General features: G+C 55.0%; 14 protein-coding genes and 1 pseudogene. 10 read left to right on the forward strand and 5 right to left on the reverse strand.

Annotated features, from left to right (window positions below):
- The first annotated feature begins 530 nt into the window (after positions 1 to 530).
- From LAO76_16460 to LAO76_16490, 7 genes are all read left to right on the forward strand, one after another.
- Positions 531 to 824 carry a hypothetical protein gene (locus tag LAO76_16460; protein MBZ5492516.1) on the forward strand — a complete coding sequence of 98 codons (294 nt, stop codon included), beginning with the start codon at positions 531 to 533 and terminating at the stop codon, positions 822 to 824.
- On the forward strand, positions 776 to 2995 hold the full coding sequence (locus LAO76_16465; protein MBZ5492517.1) for an ABC transporter permease: 2220 nt from the start codon (positions 776 to 778) through the stop codon (positions 2993 to 2995). Before LAO76_16460 ends, LAO76_16465 begins: the two co-directional genes overlap by 49 nt.
- A 361-nt stretch (positions 2996 to 3356) precedes the next feature.
- Positions 3357 to 3827: a nucleoside 2-deoxyribosyltransferase gene (locus LAO76_16470; protein ID MBZ5492518.1), complete on the forward strand. Its 471-nt coding sequence runs from the start codon at positions 3357 to 3359 to the stop codon at positions 3825 to 3827.
- Between the two features lie 55 nt (positions 3828 to 3882).
- Positions 3883 to 4500, forward strand: coding sequence for a thymidine kinase (locus tag LAO76_16475; GenBank protein MBZ5492519.1), 618 nt, complete (start codon positions 3883 to 3885; stop codon positions 4498 to 4500).
- Positions 4501 to 4589: 89 nt separating this feature from the next.
- Positions 4590 to 4796: a hypothetical protein gene (locus LAO76_16480; GenBank protein ID MBZ5492520.1), complete on the forward strand. Its 207-nt coding sequence runs from the start codon at positions 4590 to 4592 to the stop codon at positions 4794 to 4796.
- Between the two features lie 73 nt (positions 4797 to 4869).
- Complete coding sequence (locus LAO76_16485; protein MBZ5492521.1) at positions 4870 to 6021, forward strand: tetratricopeptide repeat protein; 1152 nt, start codon at positions 4870 to 4872, stop codon at positions 6019 to 6021.
- Positions 6022 to 6219: 198 nt separating this feature from the next.
- Positions 6220 to 7353 carry a tetratricopeptide repeat protein gene (locus LAO76_16490; GenBank protein MBZ5492522.1) on the forward strand — a complete coding sequence of 378 codons (1134 nt, stop codon included), beginning with the start codon at positions 6220 to 6222 and terminating at the stop codon, positions 7351 to 7353.
- Here LAO76_16490 and LAO76_16495 read toward each other — a convergent pair.
- Positions 7298 to 8722, reverse strand: coding sequence for a hypothetical protein (locus LAO76_16495; protein MBZ5492523.1), 1425 nt, complete (start codon positions 8720 to 8722; stop codon positions 7298 to 7300). The genes LAO76_16490 and LAO76_16495 overlap by 56 nt on opposite strands.
- A gap of 198 nt (positions 8723 to 8920) precedes the next feature.
- Between LAO76_16495 and LAO76_16500 the strand changes: the two genes are divergently transcribed.
- The 3 genes from LAO76_16500 to LAO76_16510 all read left to right on the forward strand — a co-directional run bounded on the left by LAO76_16500 (position 8921) and on the right by LAO76_16510 (position 13881).
- Positions 8921 to 10054, forward strand: coding sequence for a lactonase family protein (locus LAO76_16500; GenBank protein ID MBZ5492524.1), 1134 nt, complete (start codon positions 8921 to 8923; stop codon positions 10052 to 10054).
- Positions 10055 to 10214: 160 nt separating this feature from the next.
- Entirely contained in the window at positions 10215 to 11264 is a 1050-nt protein-coding gene (gene ruvB, locus LAO76_16505) for a Holliday junction branch migration DNA helicase RuvB (GenBank protein ID MBZ5492525.1), read from the forward strand.
- Positions 11265 to 11562: 298 nt separating this feature from the next.
- Positions 11563 to 13881: a carbohydrate binding family 9 domain-containing protein gene (locus tag LAO76_16510; protein ID MBZ5492526.1), complete on the forward strand. Its 2319-nt coding sequence runs from the start codon at positions 11563 to 11565 to the stop codon at positions 13879 to 13881.
- On the opposite strand, the gene LAO76_16515 is transcribed toward LAO76_16510, so the two are convergent.
- From LAO76_16515 to LAO76_16530, 4 genes and pseudogenes are all read right to left on the reverse strand, one after another.
- Entirely contained in the window at positions 13878 to 14237 is a 360-nt protein-coding gene (locus LAO76_16515; GenBank protein MBZ5492527.1) for a DoxX family protein, read from the reverse strand. The genes LAO76_16510 and LAO76_16515 overlap by 4 nt on opposite strands.
- 564 nt (positions 14238 to 14801) lie before the next feature.
- Complete coding sequence (locus LAO76_16520; GenBank protein MBZ5492528.1) at positions 14802 to 15593, reverse strand: SRPBCC domain-containing protein; 792 nt, start codon at positions 15591 to 15593, stop codon at positions 14802 to 14804.
- Positions 15559 to 15767, reverse strand: a pseudogene (locus LAO76_16525) (ArsR family transcriptional regulator). Before LAO76_16525 ends, LAO76_16520 begins: the two are co-directional and overlap by 35 nt.
- A gap of 269 nt (positions 15768 to 16036) precedes the next feature.
- Positions 16037 to 16834, reverse strand: coding sequence for a DUF3800 domain-containing protein (locus LAO76_16530; protein ID MBZ5492529.1), 798 nt, complete (start codon positions 16832 to 16834; stop codon positions 16037 to 16039).
- Between the last annotated feature and the right edge of the window lie 211 nt (positions 16835 to 17045).

Raw genomic sequence — 17045 nt, forward strand, 5'->3', positions numbered from 1 at the left:
CGGATGATCTGGGCATCTCGCTGTCACATGGGCTTCCAGCCATTTGGCTTGCACTCGCACCGCTTCTTCCCCCATCTCCCGGGGGCCGCATAGCCAGTAGTTAACTGAGTAGCACTTGCGGCATGGTACGCAGACCTTATTGACATATTCTGGGAGGATTTCGGCGGGTGCTTCGCAGTCTGAGCGGACGATTAGAAACTGCATGACAGCGCAATCTTATCCTTCCCAGGTAGTCCCCACAATGCAAACTAGCGACTGATTCACTTCTCCTGCGGCAGCACTCGAAGCCCGCCTCACCCGCAACACGGAATCAGTCCACTACCCGAGCCTCTGGAAGAGATCGCTTCTTTCCCTGTTCATTTCTGCCATCCCGCTGTTCGGATTCGAACACCACAATCCCGGAACTTGCGCCGCCAAACTTGCGTATATCTGCTAGGCATTCAACTGCTTGCACCTTTTTCCCGATTCGGGCATTGAATTGCCACTGTCATTGTTTCCCGTAATCCAGCTCGCCTCCGGAGGGCGCTCAAATGAGAACTTTATTCCAGGACATCCGTTACGGCATGCGCATGCTGCTGAAGAATCCCGCCATGACCACGGTCGCGGCCTTAACGCTTGCTCTCGGAATCGGCGCTAATACCACCATCTTCAGCGCCGTTAACGGGCTCATGCTTCGGCCTTTGCCGGTGGCCAACGCTGACCGCCTCGTTGTCTTTGACGGACGGGCGCAAGGGGCGGCAAATTCTTTCGGCCAGTTTCCCCTGATTTTCAGGACATTCGCAGCCAGGCCGATGGATTCTCTGACGTTCTTGGCTACACGCTAAGTCTCGCCGGCATGGAGCATCAAGGCAAAGTTGAGCCCGTTATTTACAGCTACGTGAGTGCTAACTTTTTCCAGGCCCTTGGCCTCAAGCCCGCCGTGGGACGATTGATCTACGGCGCGGAAACGGAAAAACGCGGCGCAGAGAATGTCGTGGTGCTGGGCAACGCCTATTGGAAAAAGCGTTTCAATGGCGATCCTTCTATCGTGGGCCAGCAGGTAAAAATGAACGGCCACTCCGTCACCGTGATTGGCGTTGCGCCGGAAGGCTTCCATGGGACCTATGCCTTGGTGGACATGCAGGCTTACCTGCCCTTCGGCATGCGGACCTTGTGGCTCACCGGCAACAAAGACGACTACTGGAACAAGCGGAATGATGGCGACGTAAAAATTCTTGGCATATTAAAACCCGGCGTCTCGCGGCAACAGGCACAGGTTTCAGCGAACGTAGTGGCGCAGCGGCTCAATCAGCAATTTCCGGAAACGCACAAAGGCAACACTTACCATCTTTATCCGGAAAGGCTGGCGCGGCCCGATCCCGATCCTTCCAACGGCATGCTGATCGTCGGCATATTGTTCATGGTTCTGGCCGGAATGGTGCTGCTGCTGGCCTGCTCCAACGTCGCCAATATTGTTCTGGTGCGCGCCACCGCGCGTGAACGCGAGCTTGCTGTGCGCACAGCTCTAGGCGCGGCGCGCAGCCGCATTGTCCGCCAGTTGCTCACGGAAAGCCTGCTGCTGGCAGTGATGGGCGCCCTGCTTGGGACCTTGGTCGGTGTGTGGGCCACGCGTTTGATCAGCTCTATTCGCATTGAAGTCTCTGACATTCCCATCCGCTTTGATTTCAGTTTTGACTGGCGCGTCTTCAGCTTTGGTCTTGCCATCGCTCTTATCACCGGTTTGCTGGTGGGTCTGGCTCCCGCATGGCGCGCTGCCCGGTCCGATTTCAACACGGTCTTGCATGAAGGCAGCCGTGGCATTCTGGGCTCCGGCAAATCTAAAGTCCGCAACGTGCTTGTTGTCGCACAGGTTGCCGTCTCATTAGTGTTGCTCGTTGTCGCCGGTCTTTTTGTTCGCAGCAGCCAGAACGCTGAACATACTTATCTCGGCTTTGATCCGCACAACGTTCTCAACCTCACCATGGAAACGCGCACCATCGGCTTTGACCAGCCGCGTGCCGAGCAGTTTTTCCGCGAGATGGAAGACCGCGTCCGCGTGCTGCCCGGTGTCGAGTCCGTAAGCGTGGCCGCAAGCGTTCCCATGGGATACTCCAATGAAGCCAGCCATGTATTTCCCGAAGGCCAAACGCAAGCCAGCAAGGAAGCCGCGCCTTCAGCCTTCTTCAACGTAGTGGATCCCGCGTATTTCCCCACCATGCGCATTCCACTGCTGCGCGGACGGATCTTCACCGATCAGGACACCGCCAAGACTCCCAGGGTTGCGGTGGTCAGTGAAGCTATGGCCAACAAGCTTTGGCCCGGTCAGGACCCAGTAGGCAAGCGCTTCAGTGACACTGCTCCATCCGGCCCGTTCCTTGAAGTTGTGGGCATCATCAAACAGGGCAAGTACACCGATCCTGTTGACACCACCACGATGTATTACTACCAACCCATCGCGCAGAACTTCCGCTCGTTTGTAACGCTGCAACTGCGCACCGCCGCTTCGCCGGAAGCACTGATTTCAGCAGTAGAGCAGCAGATCCACAGCCTTGCCCCCGGCCTTCCCGTGACCGATGTGCAAACCATGGAGCAGTCGCTGGGCGGCGTCAACGGATTCTTTCTCTTCCGCATGGGCAGCCGCTTTACCGTAGTTCTTGGACTGCTCGGCCTCGTACTGGCGGTGGTGGGCGTTTATAGCGTCATTTCTTATGCGGCATCGCAGAAGACACATGAAATCGGCGTGCGCATGGCGCTGGGCGCAGGCCGTGGTGACATATTAAAGATGGTGCTGCGCCAGGGCTTTGTTTTGGTCGGCGCAGGCCTGATTGCCGGCCTGGTGCTCACCTTTGTTGCCGCCCGCGGAATCGTGTCATTGCTCGTCGGCGTTTCGCCGTCTGATCCCATCACGCTGATCTCTGTCGCGTTGCTGCTGGCCGCGGTGGGTTTAGTGGCTTCTTACATTCCCGCACGCCGCGCGATGAACGTTGAGCCGCTAAGGGCGTTGAAGTATGAATAGGTTTTTCTGAAATCCCGACCCTGAGCTTGTCGAAGGGGAGAAATCGCTATAGCCAGAAGGATTCATTCTGAGCGCAGCTTTTTATGAAACCTCGAACGCAGTGAGAGGTCCCTATAACCAAATGGCTTTGCAGGGTGACAAGACGCCGTGACGTCGGACACCGCTCTTTCTTTGCGCCCTTTGCGTCCTTTGCGGTGAAAACAAAACGTTTCAATCCTAGAGACCTTGGAAGACAATAGGGTTCCCTCGCTTCGGCTCGGGATTTCAGAAAGAAGACCTAGGAAAACCTCTGGAAAACTCGTCCCAAACTCCGCCAAATCTACGTTGACCTGCAACCCTGAATCGCTGACAATCGCCTTTCATGTTTTTCTATCTCGCAGGCTCCATCGAATACTCTCCCGATCTCGGCAAGGGCTGGCGCGCCCAGATCACTCCTGCGCTCAAGGCCCTGGGACATGAGATTTACGATCCCGCTGAGGACGAGATGAAAAATCTGACCGCCGTCGAGGCCACTGAGTTTCGCGCATGGAAGCAAAGCGACCTGCAACGCTTTCGCCGGACAATCCAGAAAATCATTGCCTATGATCTTGATCTGATCGAGCACCAATGTGACGCGATTGTCTGCTACTGGGACCAGTACGCCGGGCGAGGCGCAGGCACGCAGGGTGAGCTAACCTTCGCCCACCGCATGGGAATTCCAGTTTATTTAATCTGCGGGATGCCGGTGGAGCACATCAGCGGATGGCTGCTGGGTTGCGCCACGGAAGTTTTTGCAAGCTTTGAGGAATTTAACGAATTTATGAACAGCAAGCTGGCCGCCTTGGATGCCTGATTGTGATTTGGTGTCGAGCTGGAAGCCAGTAGCTAAGAGCTAGGAGCTTTTTTTAATGAATGCAATGCGGGGAAACCTGGGCTGGATTGAAGTGATCTGTGGGCCAATGTTTAGCGGCAAGAGTGAAGAGCTGATTCGCCGTCTGCGCCGCGCGGAAATTGCGCGCCAGCGTGTGCAGATCTTCAAGCCCATCATTGACCAGCGCTACGCCAGTGATCAGATCGTCTCGCATGACGACGGCCGCATTCACGCTGAAGCCGTCAGCAACGCCATGGAGGTCCAGGCCAAGCTCGACGTGCGGACAGAAGTCATCGGCATTGATGAAGCGCAATTTCTGGGCGAAGCCATGATTGACTTCGTTGTCCGCCTGGCCGATATGGGCAAGCGCATCGTCATCGCCGGGCTGGATACCGACTATCTCGGTCGCCCCTTCCATCCCATGCCTGAGCTGCTTGCCGTGGCCGACGAGATCACCAAAACGCTTTCCATCTGCATGCAGTGCGGCAATCCCGCCAAGCACACGCAACGGCTCATCGCCAATGAAGACCTCATCGTGGTGGGCGCTGCCGGCATGTATGAAGCCCGCTGCCGCCGCTGTTTTGAGCCTGACCTTGCCGCTCTTGAAACCAACAAAAAAAAGCAAATGGAACTGGTAACTGCCGTCGGAAAATAGAGGGGCCGTCGGCCAGCCCGATCTCACGCATTGGGTGCATCGCTGTAGTAACGTCACTGTGCCGCGCCAATGTGAGACACTTATTGCTGATGGCTAAGTGGAAGCAATACGAGTTATGGGCGCAGACCGCCCAGAACAAGTGGGAGATCGTTGGGCTGTTTCCCACCACTGAGCTCGCCACGGTGGTGGCTAATGCGCGCACTACCCGCACCCGCCTGATTGAAGTCCTTTATGACGGCACGAAGATGATGGGGCAGGAGATCATCGCTGAGCTGGGCAATACCCGCAAAGAATAGCCGCACGCTGTTTTTTGGACTATCATAAGCTGCGTTGTTACGTATCTGGCTTCATCCTCTTCCCGGAGGGCCTATGTTATTCTCCGTTTCCCGCTTCTGCCTCGCTTCACTTGTTATCACCACGCTTGTTCCCTGTGCCGTTGCTCAGCGCGGCGGAGATCCTCATGCGGGCGGCGCCGTTGATCTGCCCAGCGCCGGCTCTCCTATCATGGAAAGAAACACTGATCCTCGCTCCGTCTTTATTTCGGGCAAAGTCGTACTGCAGAGCGGCGGGCCCGCAGGGCGGATTGCCATTGAGCGGATATGCAACGGCGTGGTTCGGCGTGAAGGTTATACCAATGACAAGGGTAACTTTCAGTTTGAGCTGGGACGCAACTCCATGGAGCGCGACGCCAGCCAGGCAGATTCCGACCGCATGGTCACCAATAGAAACGCGCGCTTTCCTCCTTCCGGCGGAAGTGACATCCGGTATGACGATTGCGAACTGCGCGCCTCCATGCCCGGCTTCTCATCTTCCTCTGTGCCCATGCGGGTGTATGCCGGCGCTACCCAGCTTGAAGTCGGCACCATTGTGCTCACCAAAATGGGGATCTTGGAAGGTCCAACGGTCAGTGTAACTACCATGGCCATCCCCAAAGAGGCACATGAAGCCTTTGAGAAAGGCCGCAAGGCGGGCTCAGAAAAGCAATTCGATGAAGCCGTGACTCAGCTCAACAAGGCTGTTAGCCTCTATCCGCAATATGCGGCAGCATGGTCACTGCTGGCGGAAATCCACCGCCTGCAAAACCAGTTTGGGCCAGCCAAGGCGGAATACGAAAAGGCCCTGGCCGTGGATCCCAAGTTCATCAGTCCTTATTTCGGTTTGGCTGCGATTGCCGTGATTGAAAATAAATGGAGTGACGCCGCGCAGCTTACGGACCAGCTTATCCAGCTCAATTCACTTGCGTATCCTATGGCCTACTTCTTCAATGCCGCCGCCAACCTGAACCTGGGTAAGCTGGACGCGGCGGAGATGAGCGCGCGCAAGTTTCAGCAAGTGGACAAAGCGCATACCCGGCCGGACATTGCGCTTCTTCTTGCAAATATCCTCACGGGAAAACACCAATATGCTGAAGCGGCGCAGCTCTATCGCGACTACCTTAACCTGAAGCCGGACGCTCCCAACGCTGAAGCGCTGAAGAAAGAAGCGCAGCGCCTGGAAAGCCTGAGCGCCGCTAAACAATAGGCTCGAGCGGTTAGGATTTTCACAGAATTTCGTCTCTGGGCCTTTATGACGAAATTTTCACCGCGCTGCAAACTAAAAGGCGTACCATCTCAGTTATCGAATTGATTGTTCTTTTCGCGGATGTTCCGCTTGAACCTTTTGTGGGTTTTTTGATGGGAGGCTGCAATAGCATATCGCTTCCGCAGGTTCGTCATCTGCATGATGTTCGTTACGATGTGGGCCGGAACGCTCGCCACGGCACAACGCGGCACCGGTTCTACAGGTTCAGCAGGCACGCCTTCCCGCAGCATTCCCCCCACACGAGCACCGGGCGCCCCAGACGCAAGTACGAAGCCGGTCTTTGTCTCCGGCAAGGTCATGTTGCAGGGCGGTGGAACGCTGCCTGAGCCCGTCCCTATTGAGCGTGTCTGCAATGGAACGGTGCGGCGTGAAGGTTATGCCGACACAAAAGGGCAGTTTGAGTTCCAGCTGGGCCTGAATCTTACGTTTCAAGACGCCAGCGAAAATGATAGCCGTATCACTCCCGCTACACAGTCGCGGTCCGGCAGTAATACCCTGAGGCCTCTTGAACTGAATGGCTGTGAGTTGCGCGCAGTGCTGGCAGGCTATCAATCCACAGTGGTAAATCTGAGGTCCATGGGCGGCGATACATGGCAGTATGACGTGGGCACGATCTTTCTTAAACGGATTGGAAATGCTCCGGGAACCACCATTAGCGTGACCAGCATGGCCGCGCCCAAAGATGCCATGCGCGCCCTGGTAAAAGCTCAGAAGATTAAGGCGGAAAAGCCGGCGGAAGCGGAAAAAGAGCTGGCCAAAGCCGTGAAAATCTATCCTCAGTTCGCGGCCGCATGGACGCTGCTGGGCGATCTTCATCGCGAACACAATGACTTTAACACTGCGCGGACGGACTACGGGCAAGCCATCGCCGCGGACCCGCAGTTTGTAAATCCCAGTTACGGTCTGGCGATGATTGCCGCTCAGGAAAAGAAATGGGACGACACAATCCGCTTGACTGAGCAGGTCATCAAGCTCAACTCTGCCGCGTTTCCGCTGGCATATTTTTTAAACGCCGCGGCTAATTACAACTTGCAGAAATTTGCGCCGGCGGAAGAAAGCGCCAAACGATTCAAGGGCCTGGATACACAGCATAGTCATCCTGACGTTTGTTTGCTGTTGAGCTATCTCTATTCCGGCAGGCAGGATTACGCATCTGCGGCCCGCGAAATTCGCGAGTATCTGGTTCTGGCGCCCAATTCACCCGATGCCGAATCGCTTAAGAACGAAGCCAAGCGCTTTGAGGATTTGAGCGTCTCCGCCAAGCGTGACTAGCCTGGCATTTACCGGGTTTTGAATGCAACGGAGCGTCCACAGGAAACCTGAGCAGTACCGGCGCGGTGAACTTTTCTCCCGGCCTGAGCTGACCAGTGTTGTCATCCACTTTGCTCCAGCCCACGTGGGCCGTCGCGTAAAACCATCCATCCACTTCTACGGCGTGTGTGGGATCAAGCTGCCCAATTTGATGGATCACCTGATCGCCGGTGATCTCCGTTTGTGCCGAGTTCATCAGAAAGCGCACGATTCGCTCTGGCTGTGTGCCGTTCTGTATCCCGATAAGCGAGTTGCCCTGGCGATAAAGTCCATCGAGTCCCACCACGGCAACATGTTCTGGATGCGGCAGGTAATTTATTTTTGCGGACAAATTCGGAGCAGCCCCCGCCGCAGGCAGATCGATCATCGCAATGCCCATGGTGTAGTCAGCCACAAATAACCGCTTGCCGTCGCGTGCCAGTACAGGCGTTTGCGGAGAAAAAAGTCCGTCGGCAATTTTCTCCAGCTTCGCTGTCTGCAAATCTCCATGAAGCCGATACACTCCGCCGCCAATGCTGTCCGTTACATAGACTGTGCCTTGGCTCGTGACGCACATATCGCCCAGCACCGCGGGGCCTGTGGTTCCCGGATCGAAGTGATGCAGTACCTTGCCGCTTGTCGGGTCGATCTCCATCAGCACAGCTTTGCCTTGCTCTTCTTTAGGAATACCGCTGAATCCGGGCATAGCAGAAGCAGTCACCCACAAAACTTTTCGTTGGGGATCGGCGGAGATGGCCAGCGTAGGCCAGTGCCTGGCTTCCGCCGGCAACGTTAATTCGTCCATGGCGCATTGCCGTTTGCCGGCCCTGGGGAGTGAGATTCGATAGATCGTGTGGTGCTGAATGCTGGAGACAAAAAAAGCGCCTGACGACTTCAGGTAAGTAATGTCCTCAGGCATCGTATCGGCCTGCGGCAGTTCGCAAACAAACTCAGCGTTGGTAACCGGCAGGCTGCGTTCCTTCATCAGAAAATCTATTCTCGCGCCTGCTCCCGTCATCAATGCGTTCAGGTCTTCATCCTTTGAAGGATCAAAGCTCAGGCCCGTGGCGACATACTTCTCGATCCACTTCAGCGCTTCGTCCTTGTGGCCAAGCTTGGATTCGACGTTCGCTACGCTCAACATGTAGCGCGGCGTTGGGGCGGGCAGCTCGCGCCCGATCTCGGTCAACATATCCCGCGCGCCCTGCCAGTTCTTCTGCTTCGCCGCTTCGCTGAGCTTCTGAAAAAGTTCGCGATAGCGCGTTTTGTCGATCCCGTAACAGTTGGTGCTGGCAGCCAGCATCAATACTGAGAGAGATATGACCACCAGCCTGTGACTGCTTAGCTTCATCTCGTCTTGGACTCGCACCTTAACCCGCCGTTAGCAACCACTCGACCCACTATTCCCACTTGTGGCATTGAGCTACTCAGGATTCCCCTGCGGAGACCCGCGCTGCGCAAAGAGTGTCTCTGCTGGTTTTGGCATTTCGCTTGCACTTATATCCAGTGACTCTCCCCTGGAATCCAAAAACAGAGGGTATGTGTGTTTATGAAGAAAGCGTGCTTCGTTTGTCCTCTTTTGTTGTTCGCCATCACGGCATTCGCCCAAAACAACTTTGTCTATACCAACGATAATTTTTCCCCCAACACCGTCTCCGTCTTCAAGGTAAGCCCCAGTAACGGTGCGCTCACACTCATTGCCGGCTCGCCGTTTCTGACCGGCGGCAATGGCGGAGGAGGCGACGTGAACGCGGAAAATATCACCACTGCAACGCAAGGCACAGCAAGTTTTCTATACGCCGCCAACAATGGCAGCAGCACCATCAGCGCGTTTGCCATTAACCCAAAAACAGGAACGCTTGCCCCGGTGCCTGGTTCTCCATTCCAGGTTGGTACCGCGACTTCAGGCTCCACCATGTCACTGACGTCAAGTCCGAATGGGCGTTTTCTTTTCCAGGTCGACGAAAGCTCAAGATTGATCCACACTTTTAACATCGGAGCCAACGGTGCAATCACAGAAGCCCCTGGTTCTCCATTCGATAGCGGCGCTGAACCTGAGGGCCTGAAAGTTACCGCCAACGGAAATTTTCTCCTCGTGGGCCTTAGGTCGTTGGACGCTCTTGGAGTGTACTCAATCGATGGCAATGGCGCGCTTACGCCGGTGTTCGGTTCGCCATTCCTCACCAACGGTCCAGCTGTGGCGATGGATAGTACTTGCGCCAACAACCGCGTGTTCGTTTCCAGCGCGGGATCGAACCTAATCGACGCGTTCGACATGGCGGCTGATGGCAGTTTGACGCCCGTGGCTGGCTCGCCATTTCCCAGCGGCGGAACCAGCACCATCAATGCGCTCACGCTTACGCCCAGCAACCAGGACCTGCTGACCAGCGACGTATTCAATTCTGAGGTCTCGTCACTGGCCGTCGGCCCGGATGGTTCGCTCCAGCCCGTGCCGGATTCGCCATTTGCCGCCTCTGACTGGGTCGGCTCCATTGCCGCCACCCGAAGCGGCAAGTTTGTTTACGCCTCACTCTTCGCCGAGGGAGAGGCTGACGGATGGATGATCCAGGACGATGGCACTTTGCGGCCTGTACCGGGGCGTCCTTTTGCTACCGGATCGGGTGGCGCGGGCGTGCAGGCCCTGACTACTTTCCCGCCGCCTTCATGCTCGGCCACACTGTAAGCCTCGATGTTCGCGTAACTTCGTCAACGGGGACTCGGGCCGCCAGCCCGGGTCCCTTTTTGCTGCTGGGGTTCACCAAATACGACTCACTTGTCATAATTTCCACGTATCTTTCAAATCTACTTCTGGTTTTTTTGTGCAGTTCGCTTTACCATCGCCAATAGTGTCCGCTTCAGAGCACAAACCGATAGATAAAGACAAAGACCGACTCGTCTCCGCCGTGCAGGCGGAAGACGATGCGTCGTACGAACTCAAGTTGCGTCCGCGCTACCTGCGCGAATTCATCGGACAGAAAAAAGTAAAAGAGAATCTGGCCGTTGCCGTCGAAGCAGCGAAGTCGCGCGGTGAAGCCTTGGACCACGTTCTGCTCTACGGCCCGCCGGGCCTGGGCAAAACCACGCTGGCCACAATCATCGCCAATGAAATGGGCGTGGCTTATCAGCAAAGCGCCGGGCCTGCCATACAGATCAAGGGCGATCTCACCGCGATCCTGACCAACCTGCGGGACAAGCAAGTCCTGTTTCTGGATGAAGTCCACCGCCTGCAGCCCGCGCTGGAAGAAATACTTTATTCCGCGTTGGAAGATTACAAGCTCGACATCATTATCGGTCAGGGGCCTTCGGCCCGCACGCACACCATTGACGTGAGTCCGTTTACCTTTGTGGCTGCCACCACACGCGCGGGTATGCTTTCATCTCCGTTGCGTTCGCGCTTTGGCATTTTGCTGCGGCTGGAGTTCTATACCGACGAAGAATTGAAATACATTGTGGAGCGCTCAGCGGAGATTCTTGGCGTCTCAATCGATTCCGAAGGCGCCGCAGAGCTTGCCAGCCGTGCGCGCGGAACTCCGCGCATCGCCAACCGTCTGCTGCGGCGTGTGCGTGACTTTGCCCAGGTACGCGGGCAGGGCCGCATTGACAAAACCACCGCCCAGGCGGCGTTGGAAATGCTGGAAGTGGACAAGCATGGCTTTGATGAAGTGGATCGCCGACTGCTGCTGACGATTATCCAGAAATACAACGGCGGGCCGGTGGGACTCAGTACGCTGGCTGCTGCGCTGGCGGAAGAACAGGACGCGCTGGAAGAAATCTATGAGCCGTTCCTGATCCAGATTGGTTTTCTTGATCGCACTCCGCGCGGCCGCGTCGCCACCAGGCTGGCTTACGATCACTTTGGCATCAAGTATGGCCGCCAGCCGGAACTGTTTTGATCGGGAAAGTCGAAAATCTCGCCACTGATGAACGTCGAATGACACTGATCGGCGAAATGACAAAATCCTGAATGGCAGCGAATTCGCGTTCGTCATAGGCTGTGAACATCGCAAGCCATTCGCTGGATGTGGAAGAGTCAGGCGGGTTAACCTTTATTAGCAATTTGAGTCTAAGAGGCGGAGCCTTCTAGGCGGATCCCAGGTACACATTGACGTGACAAATCGGCGGCGCTTCAAACATCTCGCCAGAATGCTGGCGGTCACGCTCCTGGCAGCATCTCCGCTGTGCAGCCCAAGAATGTTTGCCCAACATAAAGGTCCCAGCCTTCCTGCGCCGAACCTGAAGGCGGAAATCAGTTCTCTCACAATTCCGCGCCTGCCATCCGCACCCAAACTTGAAGACTTTGAAGGCATGGAGCCGGTCACCGATCTGGCGCGGAAGATGTTGAAGATCGACAAGTTCATTCAGCAGGAGCCGCGCGACGGCGAGCCCGCGAGTGAGCCAACGGAAGCCTACCTGGGCTATACGCACAAGAGTTTTTATGCCGTGTTCCTGTGCTTTGACAAGCACCCAAAGAAAATCCGCGCGCGCATGCTGCGCCGCGAGCAGATTGATGATGACGACCAGGTAGGCCTCTGGCTGGACACATTCCATGACCAGCGCCACGCCTACTATTTCTATGCAAACCCTTACGGAATCCAGCAGGATGGGCTCTTTGCGGAAAGCGGCGGGCCAGACAATTCATTCGATACCGTCTGGCATACGACCGGCAAACTCACCGGCAACGGCTACATGGTGATGATTGAGATTCCGTTTAAGTCCCTACGCTTCCGGCAGCAACACTCATCTCTAAGCTGGGGCGTGATCCTGATACGGGTGATACCGCGTAACTCAGAGCATTCATTCTTTCCGCCCAACAGCAATCACATCCAGGGCATGTTGACCAAGGAAGGAACGATCAACGGCCTTTCGGAAATTTCTCCCAGCCACAACATCCAGTTCATTCCTTACACTTCAGTGGAATCGTTCCGGGCTTTAGATGAGCGTGATCCCGCGGCTGACCGCTTTACCGGCAAGCACGTGTATCCCAAAGCGGGCCTCGATTCCAAAGTGGTGATCAAAGACAGCCTGGTGCTGGACGCGACCATTAATCCCGACTTCGGCCAGATTGAATCCGACGATCCGCAGGTTACCGTGAACCAGCGCTTTGAGGTTTTCTTTCCGGAGAAGCGACCGTTTTTCCAGGAGAACTCCAACTACTTTCAGACACCGATGCAACTGGTTTTTACGCGGCGCATTGTCGATCCGCTGTATGGCATACGCCTTACGGGCAAAGAAGGCCCGTGGGCCATTGGCGCCATGGTGGCCGATGATCGCTCACCCGGCAGAAGCGTGATTGGCACTGACCCGCTGGCGGGCCAGAGCGCTTACTTTGGCGTGCTGCGCGTAAATCGCGAATTTGGAAAGAACAATAGCTTTGGCTTTATTTATACCGACCGCGAATTGCACACCAGCCCCGATTCATTCTGCAGCGCCTTGCGTTGTGTGGTGGGGTTTAACCGCGTGGGTGGCGTGGATACGCAGATCAGGATCAACAAGAACTGGCAGATGAACGCCCAGGCCGTGACCAGCGAAACCAAGTTCAGTGACGGCTCACACCAGTCTGGCCCCGCGTACCATGCTTCCATTGAGCGCAGTTCGCGCGCCTGGGAATATAACACTCAGTTCGGTGACATTTCTGCCGGCTTTGATTCCGAAGCCGGCTTTGTCAACCGCACGGACATTCGCCGCGTGATCACCTTGATTGCCCGGACTTTTCATCCTGAAGGCAAACTCCTGACGGCCCATGGTCCGCGTGTTGTTGAACAGAGCCTGTGGGACCACAACGGCACGCGCCTGGATCACGTGATTAATCCTGCCTATGAATGGGACTTCCCGCGCTTTAGTTCTTTTTCCATCTTCACCCTGTGGGAACATGAGCAGTTGCGACCGCAGGATTTTTCAACGCTCACAACCAACCGGGATTACCCACACATCGTGGGCGGCGCGCAAATCAACACGCAATATTTCAAGTGGCTCAATTTCGCCATGGAGATGGACTGGGGCACGGCGACAAATTTTGTGCCGCGCACAGGGCCGCCGGTGCTGGGCTACCAGAACACCGCGTTTGCGCGGGCCATTGTCCGGCCCACAAAAGGGCTCACCATTGAAAATACTTATTTAATGACGCGGCTGCTGGACCAGAACACGAACCTGAATATCTTCAACAACCACATCATGCGGTCCAAGTGGAATTACCAGTTCACCAAGGAGTTCTCACTGCGCTTGATCGGGGAATACAACACCACGATTTCCAACCCGTTCCTGACCACGCTGCAGAACACCAAGGGCTTCAATGGCGACGTGCTGTTCACCTACCTGCTGACTCCCGGCACCGCGGTCTACGTGGGATACAACAGTGACCTGCAAAACCTTGATCCGCGACTGGAGCGCATCTGCGACGGGCTGCCCTGCCTGCCCGGACAAGGTTTTGACGGCCTGTTGCGCACACGCAACAACTTTATCAATGACGGCCGCCAGATATTTATCAAGCTGTCATACCTGTTCAGGTATTAAGCCGTAGCGGACGCGCTGCCTTCCTTGCGCCGCAGGAAAATCACCAGCATCAGCAGAATGAACACTATGATCGGAACAGGAAGCTCTTTATTCATGTGATGCGTTACCAGCGTGTAAACTGCGCCGATCATGATCCCGCTGAGCCCTGCTGCGGCCAGCGCGGCGACGCGTGGTATGAGCAAGCCAATTGCGCCCAGTGCCTCACACACGCCGATGAACGTGAGGAACCACCGGGCATAGACCCACTGAGACATGATCTTGTCGGGCGTCAACAGTTTGGGCGTGGCCGCGAACAGAAACAGCGCCGTCAACAGGCCGCTCACAACCCACATCGCAATCTTTTGTCCCTTGGACATGGTTCCTCCGTACATTGAAATTTTTGGGATTGAGTCTACACGCCTTCGTCAGGCTTTGGCTACAAGATGGGGAAGACCGGTTCAGGCTCTGTTTCCGTCCGGCTTCCATTTTGGTTCGGGGCTTGTCCGGGCCTCGCAGAGTTCTTATCCAGCTAAGAGATTTCTTTCTAAACTGTCGCACCTTAGTTCTTAATGCCCTTGGTCTCACACTGTCCGGCTGCGGACAGTGCCGCCGGCGAAAGATGCAATTTATTTGCGTCAAAACGCACATTGCTTTACCAAACTTGAGTCTTTTCACGCACGCTGGCGAACAACTCTCTCTTTGTTTCCGTGTTTTTGTAAGTGGCACTCAGCTTGCTAGACCAATAGGTAGAGCGATGGACCAGGCTGATATGAGATTGAGTAAATACAGATTTCTGCGGTGGCTCCTTAAGAACGCTGCCAGACGGCTTGGGATCACCGGCAAGGAGGATGTGATGGCGAAATTGATTGTGTTTTACGTTCCGGTAAATTTTCCGTTGTCCAACAAACAGTGGACTCCTGAAGAGCTGCGCGGAAAGATCATCAACTTCCCTGCCCGCACGACCCGCAAGTCGGCGTAGCGTTTGTGGCTGGGCTGCTTTTCCGCAACAAGGTAGGCGGCCCAGCCAAATTTTCTTTCTGCAACGCATCAAGACTGCGTTCCTTCTGTACGCTTACCAGGTAAGCATCCAGTTGGTCCAGTGTTCCCTTAAAGCCCTGCTGCATTGATCCGCGACCTTCCTGGAACGTCCTGCGCTCTTCTTCCGTAGCATTGATAGGAACGCCGTTGAGCGTCATGGTGGTCTTGCCGTTCGTCTCCGTCAATGTCATGGTGTTCAGCACTTCCAGCGGCCAGGTGGCGCTCATGGGATGGCGAGTAACGCCGCCCTGCGGATCTGAAAATGAGACAACGTGGACGAGCCGCTCCGGCGGAACAATTTCACGAAAAACAAATTTGCCCCACATCTCATGGCCGTCTGGCGTGCGCATGCCGTAATGGAACATGCCGCCCGGGCGCAGGTCCATTTTGCAGCTGAGCATTGTGAACCCTTTGGGTCCCCCGCAGTTCTTCAGGTGTTCAGGGTCGGTCCGGGCTTTCCACACCAGTTCACGCGGCGCATCAAAGACACGCGTGATAACGATCTCGCGATCAGGCGTTACCGCGGCTGGATTATTTTTTCTTTGAGTGTGGACATGCTTTTTCTCCTCATGAATCTTTTCTCGTTCCGGGCGTTGCGATTTCCCGCCCTTTGATTTCAGACCATCGACTTTTTTGGCGTTGGAATTGAGATCTTCAGTTTCAGCTGCTCTTTTTGAGCCTTTGCAGATACGCATCAAGGCGGTCAAAACTCTGCTCCCAGAATTGGCGATAGTGCTCCACCCAGTCATGCACTCCTTGAGCGCGGTTGGCTCCAGGCGGCGCGGACGCCATTGCGCTTCGCGTCCCTGGGCAATCAGTCCGGCACGCTCCAACACTTTCAGGTGCTTGGAAATGGCAGGCATGCTCATGTCAAACGGCTTGGCCAGCTCGGTGACGGGTTCTAACCTTTCAAATCACGGGGACAGATCGTGAAATGAGAGCTCCGGAGAATCCGTGTCTTTTGACGCTGTGCTTGCGTGCATGCAAGGGTTACAAATAAATGTACCCAGCCATTTGACGAGCGTAAATGCCAGAGGTGACTTTTATACTTGCATCGATATTGGCATGTGCTGCATCATAAAGGTGCTGGTTCGCCTTAGTGAAGGTCGGCTGCATGCCGTTGCCGCTTTAGTGCGGCTTAGCTAAGGGAACTGGCTTTTTTTATGTCGAATGGGTTTCTCTTTCGATCATAAACACTTGATTCTTTTTGGCCAATCTTATGGATGTCATAGATATCCCAAACCAACTCAATTTTGTCCCGCATGTATTCAAAGTATCTCATCTCTCCTTTTTCGAACGCCCTTTGCACCGCCCAAAGTACATAGTCGACCGCCTGTAAAGCCGATTCCTGAGCTGGTTGACGCGTCTCTATTTGGACACTCGTCACTGCTGCAGTTACGTATTTACTCCTAAACTTTTTCAATCCCGACTCAACCGCAGCCCTGAGGGAATGTTGTCTGGCTTTATTGCCACGGCGAGCAAAGGTGATCGTATTTTGATGCGCCAAATGCAGTTGTGCTGAGAATAACCGTGATATCAAATCGTCATAAAAGCGGTCCTGGGAACCTTTGTGAGTAGTTCTGAATGTAAACTCCCGTTTCCTCGCCACGATCACTTGGACCCCGAAATCCATTTTATCCAGTGCCGAGTACACTAGTTTCCGCACTTCCGGGCAATCATCCTTGGCATGAAAAGCCCTTTGGCTCTTGGTGATCGAAGGAATGTCTTTCAAGTAGCGATCATTCAGTATCTCTAACCGGACATCCGCCAATTTACTGCGAATTGATTCAGGATCGTACGTTCGTAGAAAACCAACAGAAAATGTCTTTGAGCATCCCTCGGTTCCAACGATTACCTTCTTTCCCTTACCGTAAAATACCGGATCGCCAGCTTCGTCGACATAATAGAATCGCGGTTTTTCCTCAGCTTTTTTCATAAAAACATTACCTGCCAGCCAGATGATGCCAGGGTGGCCACGCGTTCAATTCAAAGGTATGCGAAATAGCACTATAGCGGTTGTTGTTCCAAGGGGAAAGATTCTGTCCACACACTTCGCTAACCGCTGGGGAAAGCACGGGCTCCCCAGTTGAAATGCGGCCCGCAGTGATGGATTACTTTTTGCAAAGAGAACACCGTTAAATAGAGAC

The organism is Terriglobia bacterium (assembly GCA_020072645.1).
Classification (GTDB): domain Bacteria; phylum Acidobacteriota; class Terriglobia; order Terriglobales; family Acidobacteriaceae; genus Angelobacter.

Coding starts and splice junctions, on each gene's coding strand:
- LAO76_16460 (MBZ5492516.1), top strand. CDS start 531: ATGAGAACTTTATTCCAGGACATCCGTTACGGCATGCGCATGCTGCTG.
- LAO76_16470 (MBZ5492518.1), top strand. CDS start 3,357: ATGTTTTTCTATCTCGCAGGCTCCATCGAATACTCTCCCGATCTCGGC.
- LAO76_16475 (MBZ5492519.1), top strand. CDS start 3,883: ATGAATGCAATGCGGGGAAACCTGGGCTGGATTGAAGTGATCTGTGGG.
- LAO76_16480 (MBZ5492520.1), top strand. CDS start 4,590: ATGGCTAAGTGGAAGCAATACGAGTTATGGGCGCAGACCGCCCAGAAC.
- LAO76_16485 (MBZ5492521.1), top strand. CDS start 4,870: ATGTTATTCTCCGTTTCCCGCTTCTGCCTCGCTTCACTTGTTATCACC.
- LAO76_16490 (MBZ5492522.1), top strand. CDS start 6,220: ATGATGTTCGTTACGATGTGGGCCGGAACGCTCGCCACGGCACAACGC.
- LAO76_16495 (MBZ5492523.1), bottom strand. CDS start 8,722: ATGAAGCTAAGCAGTCACAGGCTGGTGGTCATATCTCTCTCAGTATTG.
- LAO76_16500 (MBZ5492524.1), top strand. CDS start 8,921: ATGAAGAAAGCGTGCTTCGTTTGTCCTCTTTTGTTGTTCGCCATCACG.
- LAO76_16510 (MBZ5492526.1), top strand. CDS start 11,563: ATGTTTGCCCAACATAAAGGTCCCAGCCTTCCTGCGCCGAACCTGAAG.
- LAO76_16515 (MBZ5492527.1), bottom strand. CDS start 14,237: ATGTCCAAGGGACAAAAGATTGCGATGTGGGTTGTGAGCGGCCTGTTG.
- LAO76_16520 (MBZ5492528.1), bottom strand. CDS start 15,593: ATGCGTATCTGCAAAGGCTCAAAAAGAGCAGCTGAAACTGAAGATCTC.
- LAO76_16530 (MBZ5492529.1), bottom strand. CDS start 16,834: ATGAAAAAAGCTGAGGAAAAACCGCGATTCTATTATGTCGACGAAGCT.